The sequence below is a fragment of the Pseudonocardia bannensis genome (assembly GCF_012911875.1).
GTDB classification, from domain to species: domain Bacteria; phylum Actinomycetota; class Actinomycetes; order Mycobacteriales; family Pseudonocardiaceae; genus Pseudonocardia; species Pseudonocardia bannensis.
The window spans coordinates 1-15,183 of sequence record NZ_JAAXKZ010000139.1 but is presented as its reverse complement, the minus strand read 5'-3'; the positions used below and the strand labels follow the sequence as shown (position 1 = coordinate 15,183).

General features: G+C 73.4%; 14 protein-coding genes. 7 read left to right on the top strand and 7 right to left on the bottom strand.

Annotated features, from left to right (window positions below):
• From HF519_RS25715 to mftA, 4 genes are all read right to left on the bottom strand, one after another.
• Nucleotides 1–1,986, bottom strand: a 1,986-nt coding sequence (locus HF519_RS25715) for a mycofactocin system FadH/OYE family oxidoreductase 1 (protein ID WP_169415577.1), incomplete at its 3' end; no start/stop codon positions are given.
• 94 nt (nucleotides 1,987–2,080) lie between these two features.
• A complete protein-coding gene (gene mftC / locus HF519_RS25710; protein WP_169415576.1) occupies nucleotides 2,081–3,313 on the bottom strand; it encodes a mycofactocin radical SAM maturase in 1,233 nt (410 codons plus the stop codon).
• Nucleotides 3,314–3,374: 61 nt separating this feature from the next.
• Entirely contained in the window at nucleotides 3,375–3,677 is a 303-nt protein-coding gene (gene mftB / locus HF519_RS25705) for a mycofactocin biosynthesis chaperone MftB (RefSeq protein ID WP_169415575.1), read from the bottom strand.
• A 22-nt stretch (nucleotides 3,678–3,699) separates the two neighbouring features.
• Nucleotides 3,700–3,801, bottom strand: a complete 102-nt coding sequence (gene mftA / locus HF519_RS25700; RefSeq protein ID WP_169381510.1) for a mycofactocin precursor MftA — start codon at nucleotides 3,799–3,801, stop codon at nucleotides 3,700–3,702.
• A 155-nt stretch (nucleotides 3,802–3,956) separates the two neighbouring features.
• Here mftA and HF519_RS25695 point away from each other — a divergent pair, with 155 nt between their 5' ends.
• The 5 genes from HF519_RS25695 to mftM all read left to right on the top strand — a co-directional run bounded on the left by HF519_RS25695 (nucleotide 3,957) and on the right by mftM (nucleotide 10,192).
• The gene (locus tag HF519_RS25695; protein ID WP_169415574.1) at nucleotides 3,957–5,102 is read left to right on the top strand and encodes a GNAT family N-acetyltransferase; all 1,146 of its coding nucleotides are present in this window, start codon (nucleotides 3,957–3,959) and stop codon (nucleotides 5,100–5,102) included.
• A gap of 194 nt (nucleotides 5,103–5,296) precedes the next feature.
• Complete coding sequence (mdo, locus tag HF519_RS25690; RefSeq protein WP_169415573.1) at nucleotides 5,297–6,589, top strand: NDMA-dependent methanol dehydrogenase; 1,293 nt, start codon at nucleotides 5,297–5,299, stop codon at nucleotides 6,587–6,589.
• 143 nt (nucleotides 6,590–6,732) lie between these two features.
• Nucleotides 6,733–7,938: an AAA family ATPase gene (locus HF519_RS25685; protein ID WP_169415578.1), complete on the top strand. Its 1,206-nt coding sequence runs from the start codon at nucleotides 6,733–6,735 to the stop codon at nucleotides 7,936–7,938.
• On the top strand, nucleotides 7,938–9,482 hold the full coding sequence (locus HF519_RS25680; RefSeq protein ID WP_169415572.1) for a VWA domain-containing protein: 1,545 nt from the start codon (nucleotides 7,938–7,940) through the stop codon (nucleotides 9,480–9,482). The genes HF519_RS25685 and HF519_RS25680 overlap by 1 nt, the downstream gene beginning before the upstream one ends.
• Nucleotides 9,479–10,192 (top strand): mycofactocin oligosaccharide methyltransferase MftM, encoded by a 714-nt coding sequence (gene mftM / locus HF519_RS25675; protein ID WP_169415571.1) that lies wholly within the window; start codon nucleotides 9,479–9,481, stop codon nucleotides 10,190–10,192. The genes HF519_RS25680 and mftM overlap by 4 nt, the downstream gene beginning before the upstream one ends.
• Before the next feature lie 3 nt (nucleotides 10,193–10,195).
• Here mftM and HF519_RS30640 read toward each other — a convergent pair whose 3' ends face one another.
• Nucleotides 10,196–11,674 carry a serine/threonine-protein kinase gene (locus tag HF519_RS30640; RefSeq protein ID WP_211170575.1) on the bottom strand — a complete coding sequence of 493 codons (1,479 nt, stop codon included), beginning with the start codon at nucleotides 11,672–11,674 and terminating at the stop codon, nucleotides 10,196–10,198.
• Between the two features lie 116 nt (nucleotides 11,675–11,790).
• Between HF519_RS30640 and HF519_RS25665 the strand changes: the two genes are divergently transcribed.
• The gene (locus HF519_RS25665) at nucleotides 11,791–13,809 is read left to right on the top strand and encodes a M13 family metallopeptidase (protein ID WP_312860346.1); all 2,019 of its coding nucleotides are present in this window, start codon (nucleotides 11,791–11,793) and stop codon (nucleotides 13,807–13,809) included.
• On the opposite strand, the gene HF519_RS25660 is transcribed toward HF519_RS25665, so the two are convergent.
• On the bottom strand, nucleotides 13,754–13,891 hold the full coding sequence (locus tag HF519_RS25660) for a hypothetical protein (RefSeq protein ID WP_246245176.1): 138 nt from the start codon (nucleotides 13,889–13,891) through the stop codon (nucleotides 13,754–13,756). The genes HF519_RS25665 and HF519_RS25660 overlap by 56 nt on opposite strands.
• Nucleotides 13,892–13,995: 104 nt before the next feature.
• The gene (locus tag HF519_RS25655) at nucleotides 13,996–14,364 is read right to left on the bottom strand and encodes a hypothetical protein (RefSeq protein WP_169415568.1); all 369 of its coding nucleotides are present in this window, start codon (nucleotides 14,362–14,364) and stop codon (nucleotides 13,996–13,998) included.
• A gap of 162 nt (nucleotides 14,365–14,526) precedes the next feature.
• Here HF519_RS25655 and HF519_RS25650 point away from each other — a divergent pair, with 162 nt between their 5' ends.
• On the top strand, nucleotides 14,527–15,174 hold the full coding sequence (locus HF519_RS25650; RefSeq protein ID WP_169415567.1) for a response regulator transcription factor: 648 nt from the start codon (nucleotides 14,527–14,529) through the stop codon (nucleotides 15,172–15,174).
• Nucleotides 15,175–15,183 lie beyond the last annotated feature (9 nt).

The window sequence follows — 15,183 nt, the reverse complement described above, 5'->3', positions numbered from 1 at the left end:
GGCACGGTGCGCGGCGCCGATGGCGAGCGCGGCGCGCCGGCCCTCCAGCACCGCTTCGTGAACGGTCCGTGGGGCGACGCAGTCCCCGGCCCGCGGGTGCTGCGGGCGCGCGGCCCACAGCGAGTCCTCGGGCAGCCGGTGACCGCAGTCGATCAGGACCGCGCAGTCGATCTCCCGCCGCTCACCGGTGTAGGTGTCCTCGAGGGTGGCCGTGCCGCCGCCGACCGCGCGCAGCAGCGAACGCAGCTCGCGGGAGACGCCGGCCTGCTGCAGCCGGGTGTTCGCCGCGGCCAGGTCGCCGGTCAGGGCGAGCTGGGTGCCGGCCACCTGGTCCTGGCTGATGATCGCGGTCGGGCGGCCGGCCGCGGCGACCTGCTCGGCCACCCCGACGCCGGTCCAGTCGCCGATCGGGTCGTGGACGACGACGGCACCCGCCGGCAGGCCGGCCAGCGCGGCCTCGGTGGACCCGGTCTCGACCACCGCACGCTCGAACTCCGCGACGGTCCGGACCTCGACCCCGTCGGACACCGGGAACGCTCGGGGCCCCGCCCGGGACCCGGTGGCCAGCAGCACCGCGACACCGTCGCGGGCCGCGGCGTCGAGGTCGGCCTCGTCGATCTCCACGCCGGTCTCGACCTTGACGTCGAGCCGGGTGAGCTCGTCGGACCACCAGCGGATGAGCAGCCCCATCCGGGCCCGCCCCCCGACCGCCGCGGCCAGCCGCAGCGACCCGCCGAGGGCGGTCGTCCGCTCGGCCAGCCGGACCCGGTGCCCGCGCGTGGCCAGCACCCGGGCGGCTTCGAGACCCGCGGGGCCGCCGCCGACCACGAGGACCTCGCGCGGGTGCGCGTCGGTGCCCTCCACGGCCGCGTCCTCGGTCTCGTGCCCGGACCGCGGCTCGGCCTCGTCGGAGACGATCGGGTTGCGGTTGTCGCGCACGGAGCTGCGCTGGTTGGACAGCGTGCAGGGGCGGATGCGCTCCGGTGTGCCGGCCCGGACGAGCGCGACCAGGTTCGGCTCGGCGATCTGCGCGCGGGTCATCTCGACGAGGTCGGCGACGCCGTCGTCGAGGGCGGCCTGCGCGAAGGCGGGGTCGACGACACTGCCCTGCAGCACCACCGGCAGCCCGGACCCGGCCGCGCGCAGCCCCGAGCGCACCCCGGCGCACAGCTCGCGGTTGAAGCCCGGCTCGGTGTGCAGGTCGGGGCGGGTGGACGGCACGGACATGCCCGAGCCGCGGACCACGGCCAGGTAGTCGATCGAGCCGGCCACCGCCGCGGTGGTCGCGGCGGCGTGCTCGGGGGTGATGCCCGCCCAGGGCGCCATCTCGTCGGCGCACATCCGCAGGCCCAGGATCCGGTCGTCCCGGCTGTCGTGGTCCAGGCCCTCGCGGACCGCGGCCAGCACCTCGCGCAGCAGCCGGTCCTTGTCCTGCCCCCCGTAGCCGTCGCCACGCTGGTTGGTCAGCCCGGACAGGAACTGCCGCAGGATCGAGTGCTGGCCCGCGTTGATCTCGACGCCGTCGAGGCCCGCCCGGGCGGCGAGCCGAGCGGCCTCGCCGAACCCGGCGACCAGCTCGTCGATCTCGGGCTGCTCCAGCTCCATCGGGACCTCGCGGCTGGCCACGTCAGCCACCCGGGACGGCCCCCACAGCGCCTGCTGGCCGAAGGCCGACGAGCCCTGGGCGCCGGCGTGGCCGAGCCCGGCGAGCACCAGCGCGCCGTGCGGCCGGCAGGCCCGGGCGACCTCGGCCCAGCCGGGGACGGCGTCGACCGCGAGCGGTGCCCGCTCGTACGGCCAGTCCGAGCCGTGCACCGACGCCACCTCGGTGACGATCACCCCGGCCCCGCCGGCGGCACGCCGCGCGTAGTACGCGACGTGCCGGTCGGAGATCTCCCGCCGCCGGGCCAGGTTGGTCTCGTGCGGCCCGAACAGGACCCGGGAGGACGCGGTACGCCCGCGCACCTCGAAGGAATCCGTCAGCAACCCGGCATCCCCCGGTCCCCGCGCTGTGGAGCCATGACGCGGCCGGACCCCCGGCCCCGACGTCGTCGTGGAGCCATGTCGGCGTTCCGGCCGGCTAGCTGCCGGCGACGGGGACGCGCAGACCGGAGTCCGTGGGCGACGCACCGAACCCGGCCAGCGGGCTGGTCTCGCACGCGCGGTCGGGCCGGGTGGTGAGCGTCAGCGGGACCGGCCCGCCCTTCGGCTTGCGCGGCGCGGGGGCCGACCGGCTGTGGTCCACGTCGGAGCGGGGGATGACGGTCGAGCCGTCGCGGGCGGCCAGCGCCTGCTCGCCGAAGCCGCGCACGCATTCCGGGTCCGGACCGTCCAGCGGCAGGCCGGTGAAGAACTTGGCCGCCATGCAGCCGCCCTGGCACGAGTCGTAGTGCATGCACGACCGGCAGGCGCCGCCGGTCTGCGGCTGACGCAGCTCGGTGAACAGCTCCGAGCTCTCCCACACCTTCTGGAACCCGCCCGGCGAGCGGACGTTGCCGGCGAGGAAGTTCTCGTGGATCGCGAACGGGCAGGCGTAGACGTCGCCGACCGGGTCGATCAGGCAGACCACCCGGCCCGCGCCGCACAGGTTCAGCCCGGGCAGCGCCTCGCCGTAGGCGGAGAGGTGGAAGAAGGAGTCCCCGGTGAGCACGTTGTCGCCGCGGGCGACCAGCCAGTCGTAGAGCTGGCGCTGTTGGGCCGCGGTCGGGTGCAGCTCGTCCCAGACGTCGGCACCGCGGCCCGACGGCCGCAACCGGGTGATCCGCAGCTGGGCCCCGAACTTGTCGGCGATGGCCTTGAACTCGTCGAGCTGGTCGACGTTCTGCCGGGTCATCACGACGCTGATCTTCGGCTGGCCGAAGCCGGCCTCGGCCAGGTTCTCCAGTGCGCGCATCGCGGTGTCGTACGACCCGGGGCCGCGCACGTGGTCGTTGACGTCGGCGGTCGCGCCGTCGAGGGAGATCTGGATGTCGACGTAGTCGGTCGCGGCGAGCTGCGCCGCCCGCTTCTTGTCGAGCTTGATGCCGTTGGTGGAGAACTTGACCCCGACGTTGTGGTCGATCGAGTAGTCGAGCAGCTCCCAGAAGTCGCTGCGCACGGTCGGCTCGCCGCCGCCGATGTTGATGTAGAAGACCTGCATCCGCTGCAGCTCGTCGATCACCGTCTTGGCCTCGGCGGTCGTCAACTCGCGGGGGTCGCGCCGGCCCGAGGACGACAGGCAGTGCACGCACGCCAGGTTGCAGGCGTAGGTGAGCTCCCACGTCAGACAGATCGGCGAGTTCAAGCCGTACTGGAAGTGGTCGACCAGCTTCACGTGCACTCCACTGTGGTGGGCCGTGAACCGGCGGCGGTGCCGGCCGGGCACCACCGCGCGGTCACGGAGCGGGGTTCGGTTCGATCGTCCCGGAGGCGGCCAGACCGGCCAGCGCACGCAGGTAGGCGGGACGCTGCGACTCCTCGACGTCCGCTGCCGCGACCGCGGAGTGCACGTCGGGATGGTGCTCGAGGCCCTTGACGACCTCGACGAGCTGCGGCGTCTTGAGGAACGACAGCTTTCGGGTGCCGAAGTGGTACACCAGCGCCCCGAACGGCTCGGGGCGCAGGGCCACCTGCGGACTGCAGCGGTAGGCCGACCCGGGATCGAAGTCCGGGCCCGGGCCGGCCGGTGCCGCGTTCACGGCAGGAGTCGCCGCGGACGGCTCAGTAGACACCGCACATACCGTCGATCGAGACCTCTTCGACGAGGGTCTCCTCGACGACCGGCTCCTCGGTGGCGGACTCGTGCTGCTCGACCGGCGCCATGCTTCCTCCTGGGACATCACTGTCATTGCGGTGGGTGGGCCGAACCATATTGGCACCGGGTGCCAACAAGCAAGAGATCCTGCCCGCGGTGGGGTGCGGGCCCGCCCGATCGGAGAGGAGCGCTACCGGCGGTCGCCGGGCGCGAGACTGCCGGGGTGACGTCCACACCTGCCCGGACCCTGCTGCACCTGTGCACCACCGCCGACTGGGCCGCCGCCCGCGCCGCCGGTGAGCTGGCCCCGCCCTCGCTCGCCGACGCCGGGTTCGTGCACCTCTCGACGTGCCGACAGGTCACGCTGCCGGCCGACCGGATCTTCCGCGGCCGCGACGACGTGCTGTTGCTCGCGATCGACCCGGATGCGCTGACCGGCGCCGGTGTCCCGGTCCGCTGGGAACCCGGGCTGCCCACCGACCCGCCGGAGCTGCGCTTCCCGCACGCCTACGGCGCGGTGCCGGTGACGGCGGTGATCGCGGTGCTGCCCTACCGCCCGCGCCCGGACGGCGGCTTCGACGAGCCCGCACTCCTGCCGGCCGCGGCGGACACGGCGCTGCGGGCCGCGGTACTCGAGCCCTCGCTGCTGCGCCGGGTGGCGACCCGGGAGGTCCCGGTGCTCGGCGGTGTCGCCGTGCTCACCGCCGCCGTGCCCGGCTCCCGCCAGCACAACCAGTTGCTGATCACCGAGGCCGTGTCCGCGGCCGACGTCGCGGCCGAGGCCGACCGGGTCCTCGGCGGCGCGGGTCTGGCTCACCGCCGGGCGATGCTCACCGGCCGGGGCTGCGCCGCCGCGGCGGGCCTCGGCGAGCGCGGCTGGGGGATCGAGCGGCTCGTGACGATGGCGGCGCCGGCCGGCGGCGGTGCGAGCGGCCGGGTCGAGCAGGTCGACCTGGAGACGCTCCAGCCGGCCTGGGTCGCGATGTGGCGCCGTGAGCTGCACGGCGTGTCCGACACCGACGTCGCGCAGCTCGTCGACCGGTACCGGCTCGAGGAACCGGAGATCGACCTGCGGTATCTCGCGGTGCGCGACGGCGGCGCGGTGGTCTCCTCCTGCCTGCTGAAGATCGACGGCGGAACGGCGATGCTCGACGAGGTCACCACCGATCCGGCACACCGCGGGCGCGGCCACGGCGACGCGCTCGTCCAGGACGCCCGGGCCATCGCCGGGCGGGCCGGGTGCGATCTCGTCGTGCTCGACGCGGCCGCCGACGACTGGCCCCGGCACTGGTACGCCCGGCGTGGCTTCGCCGAGGTGGGCGAGCGTGCGACGGCGAGCCGGGACGCCGCGCCCCCTCCGATCGGCTAGCCGGCCGGGGCCCCCGGCCTGCGCCGCGACGCAGGTCCCGGCATGCGGCGCATCCGTCCGGCCCACCGCTCCGTGCCGGGAGCACCTGCCCGACCGGACAGTCCTGCCCCGTCCAGCGAACGGTTTCGCTGTGCCCGGGGCCACACTGGTCCTACCGTCCACCTGACCACCCACCTGCACCAGAAAGGGCTGCCATGCAGGTCGACGAGCTGTTGAAGCCGTTCCCGATCAAGGAGTTCCACCCGTTCCCGAGGGCGCTGATGGGCCCCGGAGCGCACGAGATGATCGGTCCCGAGGCACTCAAGCTGGGCTTCAAGAAGACGCTCGTGATGACCTCGGGCCTCCGCGGCACCGACATCGTCCACAAGATCGTCGAGTCGATGAAGTACCACGGGCTCGAGGTCGTCGTGTACGACAAGGTCGAGTCCAACCCCAAGGACTACAACGTCATGGACGCTGTGGGCCTGTACCAGCAGAACAACTGCGACAGCTTCGTCTCGATCGGCGGTGGCTCCAGCCACGACGCCTGCAAGGGCGCTCGCGTCTCGGTGGCGCACGACGGTCGCAACGTCAACGAGTTCGAAGGCTTCAACAAGTCCGAGAACCCGCAGAACCCGCCGCACATCGCGGTCTCCACCACGGCCGGCACCGGCTCGGAGACGTCGTGGGCCTACGTCATCACCGACACCACGACCGACCCCGACAACCCGCACAAGTACGTCGCGTTCGACGACGCGTCGGTGACCTCGCTGGCCATCGACGACCCGGTGCTCTACTATGACTGCCCGATCGACTACACCGCGCAGTGCGGCTTCGACGTGCTCGCGCACGCCTCCGAGCCCTACGTCTCCCGGCTGAACTTCCAGCCGTCGCTGGGCAACGCGCTGCACGCGGTCAAGCTGACCGCGCAAAGCCTGCGCCAGGCGGTGTGGAACGGCCAGGACCTGGCCGGCCGCGAGGGCATGATGTACGCGCAGTACATCGCCGCCCAGGCGTTCAACTCCGGCGGCCTCGGGATCATCCACTCGATCTCGCACGCGGTGAGCGCGTTCTACGACACCCACCACGGCCTGAACAACGCCATCGCGCTCCCGCGCGTCTGGGCGTTCAACATGCCGGTGGCCTACGAGCGCTTCGCCGACATGGCCGAGGCGATGGGCGTCGACACCCACGGCATGACCAAGGTGCAGGCCGCCGAGGCCGCGCTCGCCGCCGCGATCCGGCTGCTGCGCGACGTGGGCATCCCGGAGCGCTTCATCGACGTCAAGCAGGACACCTACTCGAAGAACCGGCTCGGTCAGGGCCCGACCAAGTACTACGAGAACCAGCCCACGATCGTCGGCGACGCCGCCGACGTGGACCGCATCACCAACCACGTCCTCGGCGACGCGTGCACGCCGGGCAACCCCAAGGAGTGCACCTTCGAGACGGTGCGCCCGGTCGTCGACCACTGCATCAACGGCGACCTGGACGACCTCCTGAGCTGATGCTCACCAGTGGGTGGCGAGCGGGGCAGCCGGCTCCGCTCGCCGCTCACGCGCGTACGGCGCACAATCGACCGCAACGAAGGAGCGCAGCAGTGCCCGAGGCCCCCGCCCCGCTCGAGTCCACCGGCGTCGACGCCGACGCCGTGGCCGCCGTCGACGCCCTCCTGACAACCGACGAGTTCGAGTCCGTGCAGGCCGTCGTCGACGCATTGCGCGAGCAGGGCTACATCGCCGACACCCGGCTGGCCACGACCGTCTTCCTGCTCACCCGGCTGGACAAGCCGCTGCTGCTGGAGGGCCCGGCCGGGGTGGGCAAGACCGAGCTGGCCAAGATGCTGGCCGCGGCCACGGGCCGGCGGCTGCTGCGGCTGCAGTGCTACGAGGGCCAGGACGAGACCAAGGCCCTCTACGAGTGGGACTACGGCAAGCAACTGCTCTACACCCAGATCCTGCGCGAGAAGATCGGGCAGGTCGTCGCCGACGCCCCCGACCTGCACGAAGCCGTCGAGCGGATCGGCGCCCAGGAGAGCGTGTTCTTCTCCGAGCGCTTCCTCGCCCCGCGTCCGCTGCTGGAGGCGATCCGGTCCCCGGAGCCGGTCGTGCTGCTCATCGACGAGGTCGACCGCGCCGACGAGGCCCTCGAGGCCGTGCTCCTGGAGACCCTCGGCGAGTTCCAGATCTCGGTGCCGGAGGTGGGCACCTTCACCGCCGACCGGCGCCCCTACGTGCTGCTGACCTCCAACAACACCCGCGACCTCGCCGCCGCGCTCAAGCGCCGCTGCCTGCACCTGTTCCTCGACTACCCCGCGGCCGAGCGCGAGCTCGAGATCGTGAGGTCCAAGAAGACCGGTTTGTCCGACGCGCTCGCCGAGGAGCTGGTGAACGTCGTGCGCGGGCTGCGCCAGCTGGAGCTGCGCAAGGCGCCGAGCATCTCCGAGACGATCGACTGGGCGCGCACGCTCGCCGTGCTCGGCGTCGACGAGCTCAACGCGCAGATCCTCTCCGACACCGTCTCGGTGGTCGTCAAGTACGACAAGGACGTCAAGAAGGCCCTCGACGCGCTGCCCCGGCTGGTCGACCCGAACGCCGAGATCCCCGAGGCGCACGGGCACGGCCATGGGCACGGCCACGGACACGGGCACGGCCACGAGCACGACGACGACCCGGCCGAGGTCGACGGCCGCGAGGTGCGCGCGGCCCGGGACCAGGCCGGCCGGCACGGCGAGGGCGCCTACGGAACGCCGAAGTACGCCAAGGACACCGCCGCCGACGCCCCCGCCAAGGCGCGCAAGGTGACGTCGAGCCAGGGCAGCCGCTCGTTCGGGCTGGGCCGCAAGCGGGCGCTGTAATGGAGGCGAGCATCCACCGGTTCGTCCGGCTGCTGCGTCTGCGTGGCGTGCGGATCTCGGTGTCCGAGGCCGTCGACGCGATGCACTGCGCCGGGCAGCCGGGGATCCTGGCCGACCGGGAGGTGCTCCGGGAGGCGCTGCGCGTCGCCCTGATCAAGGACCGGCGCGACGACCCGACCTACGACGAGGTGTTCAGCGCGTTCTTCGCCCTGGTCAAGGTGGGCGGCGAGGAGTACGGGCACGGACACGGCCACGGGCACGGCGACATGTCCGACGAGGGCACCCTGGAGGACTTCACGCTGTCGGAGGAGCCGAGCGAGACGCCCCAGCAGGGCCACAGCCACGGCAAGCCCGTCGACATTCGGGACTTCTTCGACCCGGAGGACCTCGCGCAGCAGTACAACCTGCACCAGGAGGCCAACAAGATCGACCTGGCGGCGATGACCGAGGAGATCGTCTTCTCGAAAGACAACACGGTCAGCCAGGCGAGTGAGGGCAACCGGGTGCAGATCGAGACCGACCGGCTCTCCGGCGCCGGGTTGCCCGGGGACATCTCCACCGCCGCCGGGACGAAGGTCGACGCCGACCTGTCCGTCGCGCAGCAGGAGGCGTTGCTCGGCTGGCTCACCGCGGCCGAGGACGAGGTCGCGAAGGAGGCCGGTACCGAGGACGACGCCGCCGCGCTGCGCCGCCGGCTCACGGGCGTGCTGGCCAACCTGCCCGAGGCGATCAAGGAGCACCTGGAGCGGCTGCTCGAGCTGGAGCAGCGGATCGTCGACGGCGGCCACGAGGACGCCCAGCGGGTCGCCGAGGTCGACCGGGCCGGCGAGAGCGAGCGGATGCAGCTGGAGGACTCGCTGCGCCGGCTGGCCAAGACCCTGCACGGCGCGCTGACCCACCGGCGCCGGGTGTCCCCTCAGGGCCGGGTCGACTCCGGACGGACGATGCGGCGCAACATGCGCTACGACGGGATCCCGTTCAACCCCGTCACGGTGCGCCGGGCCGAGGACAAGCCGCGCCTGGTGGTGCTGGCCGACGTCTCGCTGTCGGTGCGGGCCACCGCCCGGTTCACCCTGCACCTGGTGCACGGCCTGCAGGACCTGTTCGGCCAGGTGCGCTCGTTCGCGTTCGTGTCCGATCTCGTCGAGATCACCGACCTGTTCGCCGACCACCCCGTGGAGAAGGCGCTCGGGCTCGTGTTCGGCGGCGACCTGCTCGACGTCGACGCGAACTCGCACTACGGGCTCGCGTTCGGACAGTTCCTCGACGAGCACGGGTCGGCGGTGACCCGGCGTTCGACGGTGCTGGTGCTCGGTGACGGCCGTGGGAACGGCAACGACCCGAACATGGAGGCGTTCATCGAGATCACCCGGCGGGCCCGGGAGACGATCTGGCTCACCCCGGAGCCGCGGTACTCCTGGGGCCTGGGCCGCTGCGACCTGCCCGCCTACGCGGAGTACTGCGACCGGGTCCGGGTGGTCCGCGACCTCACCGGCCTGGAGGCCACCACGAACGAGATGGCCGGCGAACTGATCGGCCGATGATGATCGATCTGGATCGCCTCGACAACGACCTGGCCGGCTGGCTCGACCGCACGCTGGTCCGGCGGAGGCTGCTCGCCCCGGCCGCGTTCGAGGACGCGTTCGTCGCCGTGGTGACGTCGACGGCGGTCGATCCCGAGGACGCCTGGCTGGCCTTCTACCGCAACACCATGGCCGCGCTGTGCGGGGCCGCCGTCCCCGGCGGGACGAACGCCGAGCTGAAGCCGGTGCACGAGCGCGCGGCGGCGCTCACGGTCGGCCCGGACGTCATCGAGCTCGGGTGCTGCTTCGGGTTCCTGTCGCTGCGGCTGGCCGCGGCGGGGCACCGGGTGACCGCGGTCGACCTGTCGCCGGGCACGATCGGTCTGCTGTGCCGGACGACGCCGCGGCTCGGCGTGGACGCCGGGCGACTGGACGCCGTCGTCGCCGACGCCCGCTCGGTGCCGCGGCCCTCCGGGTCCGCGGACACCGTGCTGGCCGTGCACCTGCTCGAGCACCTCGACGAGCAGGCCGGGGTGGAGGTGTTGGAGGAGATGCTGCGGCTGGCCCGGCGCCGCGTCGTCGTCGCCGTGCCCTACGAGGACGAGCCGAACCCGACCTGGGGTCACGTGCGCCGGTTCGACGCGGACGTCCTGGCCGCCCTCGGCGAGCGCAGCGGACGTCCGTACACCGTGACCGAGCACCACGGCGGCTGGCTCGTCATCGACGCCTGACGGTCAGGCGTCGTCCTCGGCGCCGTCGCCCCGGCTCGCGTCCGGGTCCTGCGTTCCCGGCGGGCTCTCGTCCTCGGTGGACGGGGCCGGCTGCCCGGTCGGGTCCGCGGGCGGGGCGTCCGGGTCCGCGTCCGGGTCCGGGTCCGGGCGCGGGTTCTCGATCGGCGGGTCCACGGCCTCATGCCCGTCCCGGCCGGCGCGGGGACCGGTTCCCCCGTCGGACCGGCCGCGGTCGCTCGTCCGGATGGGGTCGGCGGTCTCGACGGCGGCGCTGCCCGGGGCATCGTCGCCCACCACGTCGCCGGTCGGCGCGTGGACGAGGACGGCTGCGGGCGCCCGCTCCGGCTCGGCCGGCACCGGTGGTCCGGCCACCGTGACGGGGGTCGGCGCCACTCGCCCCGGCACCGCGGCCGGGATCGGCCCCGGGTCGCGCGGTGCGGCGGCGGGCACGGCCGCCTCCACCGGAGCCGGGCTCGCCCCCGGCGTCCCCGCTGTCACCATGGCCGCCACGACCCCGGCGAGGAGCGCGGGCATCAGCCCGGCCAGCGCGACGCGAGCCGGTCGGCGCGCGAGCCGGCTGCGCGGTGGACGCCGCAGACCGGCCGTGGGCGGGCCGGCCACCGGTGCACCGACCGGTGCGGGCCCGCCGACCAGTGCCCGGGCCCGGGCCGGTGGCGCGTTCAGCGTCTCGGCGACCGCCGCGGCCGACGGCCGCCGGGCGGGTTCGGTTGCGGTCATGGCGCGCAGCACCGCGGCCAGTTCGGCCGGTATCCCGTCGGGGACCTCCGGTGCGCGGTGCAACCGGGCGAGCGCCGACTCGACGGCGGAGCCCTGGTACTCCCGCCGGCCCTTGAGCGCCTCGAGCAGCACCAGCCCGAGTGCGTACACGTCCGCGGCCGGCCCGACCACCACGCCGCGCACCTGCTCCGGTGCGAGGTAGGCGGCCGTGCCCACCACGAGCCCGGTCTCGGTCACGGCGGTCTCGTCGAGGGCACGGGCGATGCCGAAGTCGGCCAGCCGCGGCCGGCCGTCGTGGCCCAGCAGCACGTTGCCCGGCTTGACGTCGCGGTGCACGATCCCGTCCGCGTGCACGTGGGCCAGCGCGTCGGCGAGACGCGCCCCCAGCTCCCGGACCACGTCAGGTGGCAGCGGGCCCTCGGCGATCCGCTCGGACAGGGTCCGGCCCTCCACGAGGTCGGTGACCACGAAGGCCCGGCCGTCCTCGACCCCGCCGTCGTGCAGCACCACCAGACCGGGATGGTGCAGCCGGGCGAGGGTGTACATCTCCTGCTGCTGGCGCCTGCGGTCGCGCAGGGACGCCCGCGCGGGGAACAGCTTGACCGCGACGGCCCGGCAGGTCACCCGGTCCCATGCCCGATGGACCTCCGCAGACGCACCGATCCCGATCACCGCGCCGAGTACGTAGCGCCCCGCGAGGACGGGCGGATCGCCGCCGGTGCGCACGTCGTCGTCTGCGGTCATGCCCAAGTCGTTCCCGAAGCGTGCGCCGACCATGCGCGCCCGGTCGCGGTTCCGGCCGGCAAGTTCGCCCGGCTGTGTGGGCCCGGCGAGCCGGATCCTGGCTAAGGTCGTGCCGCGTGGGCCGGGTCACGGGAAGTCTCGCGTTCGTCGCGGCGGTGGCCCTCACCGCCGCCTGCACGACCAGCGCGCCACCGGCCGTCTCCGGCCTCGATCTGGCGGGTTTCGACCGCGACGTCCGCGCCCAGGACGACCTGTTCGCATTCGCCAACGGCGGCTGGCTGCGCAGCACCGAGATCCCCGCGGACCGGTCCACCTACAGCACGTTCAGCATCCTGAGCGATGCCGCCCACGTCCAGGACATCATCGACGACGCCGAAGCGGCGCCGGACGAGCCCGGAACCGAGACCCAGAAGATCGCCGACCTCTATGCCGGCTTCATGGACACCGCCCGGCTCGAGGCCTTGGGGGCCGGCCCACTCGCCGGAGAGCTGGCCGCGATCGACCGGATCGCCGGCCCGGACGACCTGGTCGACCACTTCGGCCACCGCGCCCGGCTCGGGCTGCCCGCCCCGGTCGAGCTCGACGTCGAGCAGGACTACCGCAACGCCACGGCCTACATCCCGATGGCCTACCAGGCCGGGCTCACGATGCCCGACCGCGACTACTACCTGTCCACCGAGGACCGCTACGTCGAGCTACGGGAGAAGTTCCGCGCCTACGCGGCGGGGCAGTTGCGCGCCGCCGGGATCGCGGACCCGGACACGGCGGCCACCCGCGTGCTGGACCTGCAGACCCGGCTGGCCGAGGCGCAGCGGACGAACACGGCCAACCGGGACCCGATCTCGCTGTACAACAAGTTCCCGGTCGCCGAGGCCGGGGCCGCGACCCCGGGCATCGACTGGACGCGCTACCTCGCCGCGGCCGGGGTGAGCGCGCCCGACATGCTCCTCGCCCAGCCCGACTACCTCGCCGCGCTCGGCCAGGCGCTCACCACGGTGCCGCTGGAGGACTGGAAGACCTACCTGCGGTTCGGCCTCATCGACCATCTCGCGTCCTCGCTGAGCGCCCGGTTCGCCGACGCGTACTTCGAGTTCCACGGGCGCGCCCTGCTCGGCCAGCAGGAACAGCGGCCGCGTGCCGAGCGCGGCGTCGCCCTGGTCAACGAGACCCTCGGGGAGGCCGTCGGGAAACGATACGTCGAGCGGCACTTCCCTCCGCAGTCCAAGGAGCGGATGGACGAGCTGGTCGCCAACCTGATCGCCGAGTTTCACCGCTCGATCGACGGGCTGGACTGGATGAGCGAGCCGACGAAGGCGCAGGCCCGCGACAAGCTCTCCTCGCTCGCCGTCAAGATCGGCTATCCGGAGCAGTGGAAGGACTACTCCGCCCTCGAGATCCGCCGCGACGACCTGGTCGGCAACAAGCTGCGTTCGGCCGAGGTGGAGCACGAGCGCGAGATCGCGCGGCTCGGCAAGCCGGTTGACCGCGACGTCTGGCTGATGACGCCGCAGACCGTCAACGCCTACTACAACCCGAACCTCAACGAGATCGTGTTCCCGGCCGCGATCCTGCAGCCGCCGTTCTTCGACGCGGCCGCCGATCCCGCGGTCAACTACGGCGGGATCGGCGCGGTCATCGGGCACGAGGTGAGCCATGCGTTCGACGACCAGGGCAGCAAGTTCGACGGTACGGGCAATCTCCGGGACTGGTGGACGCCGCAGGACCTCGAACGGTTCACCGAGCGCACCGCCGGCCTGGTCGCCCAGTACGGCGCCTACTCGCCGCTGGAGGGCGCGACGGTGAACGGGGAGCTCACGCTCGGCGAGAACATCGCCGACCTCTCCGGGCTGGCCGTCGCCCTGCGCGCCTACCGGCACAGCCTGCGGGGCGCACCGGCTCCGGAGATCGACGGGTTCACCGGCCCGCAGCGGTTCTTCCTGGGCTGGGCGCAGATCTGGCGGCAGAAGACGCGCGACGACGCGGTCCGGCAGCGGCTGCTCACCGATCCGCACAGCCCCGGGCAGTTCCGTACCAACGGCGTGGTGACCAACGTGCCCGGCTTCCACGAGGCGTTCGGGGTCATCGAGTCCGACCGCCTGTTCCGGCCGGCCGAGCAGCGGATCCGGATCTGGTGAGCCGGGCACCGCAGGCCCGGTGCATCACGATCTCCAGCGGTCCGCGGTCGAAGCGCCGCAGCCAGCGGCTCGCCAGCACCATGGACAGCCCGCAGACCCCGGCCCACAGCCCGATCACCCACCCCGAACGTGCCGAGGATGGCGACGCCACGCAGCACGTCGAGCGCGCCGATCCGGCTCCTCACGTCAGGCCCGGACACGATCGGCCTCCGGTGCCCGCGGCGGGGCGAGCGTCGTCCAGACCGGCCAGGTGACCAGCCAGATCCCGACGATCCCGCCGATCCGCGCCGCCCAGCTCCAGAGCGGGTCGCCGGACCAGTCGAGCGGGGCGGGGATCCCGGCGCCGGCCACCCACGACATCACCACCATCACCCCCGCCGCGATCACCCACGCCACCGCGGCCTTGCCCCACTCCCGCCACTCGTGGGCGACCTTCGCCGGGCCGTACCGCGGCGGGCGCGGCGGCGGGGGGCCGCCGGCGAAGCGGTGCGGGCGTCGGCCCAGCGCACCATCGAGTGTCCGAAGGCGACGGTGAAGCCGAGGTAGACCGCGCACCGGGACCGGGCTGCTCGGGCTGCGGGAACGGGCGTACGCCGTCGGCGGGCGGCTGGCGGCCGGACCGCACGGCGACGGCTGGCGGGTACGTGCCGAGCTGCCGCTGGACCCGGCTGCGGCGGCGGGGCCACCCGTGGTGGCCGGGACGGGAGGGGACCGGAGATGACGATCCGCGTGGTGGTGGCCGACGATCAGGCGGCCATCCGGACCGGGCTCGTGATGATCCTCGACGCCGCGCCGGACATCGAGGTCGTCGGCGAGGCGGGCGACGGCGCCCAGGCCGTCCGGATGGCCGACACGCTCCGCCCGGACCTGGTGCTGATGGACATCCGGATGCCCGGGGTGGACGGGATCGAGGCGACGCGACGGCTGATGGAGGCCGACCGCTGCCAGGTCCTGGTGCTGACGACCTTCGACCTCGACGACTACGTCGATTCCGCACTGGCGGCGGGCGCGGCCGGATTCCTGCTCAAGTCCGTCGACGCGCCGCGGCTGCTGGACGCGGTGCGGACGGTGGCCCGGGGCGACGGCGTGCTCGCGCCGGAGATCACCCGCCGGGTGATCAGCCGGTTCGCCGCGGCCAGGACGGCGCCGCGCGCGGCGGTACCCGGGCTCGACGAGCTGACCCCGCGGGAGACCGACGTGCTGGCCTGTCTGGGCCGGGGCCTGTCCAATGCGGAGATCGCCGCCGAGCTGGTGATCAGCGAGGCGACCACGAAGACCCACGTGTCCCGGGTACTGGCCAAGCTGGGCCTGCGGTCCCGCACGCAGGCCGCCATCGCCGCCCAGGACGCCGGCCTCACCCCCTGACCCCTCCCC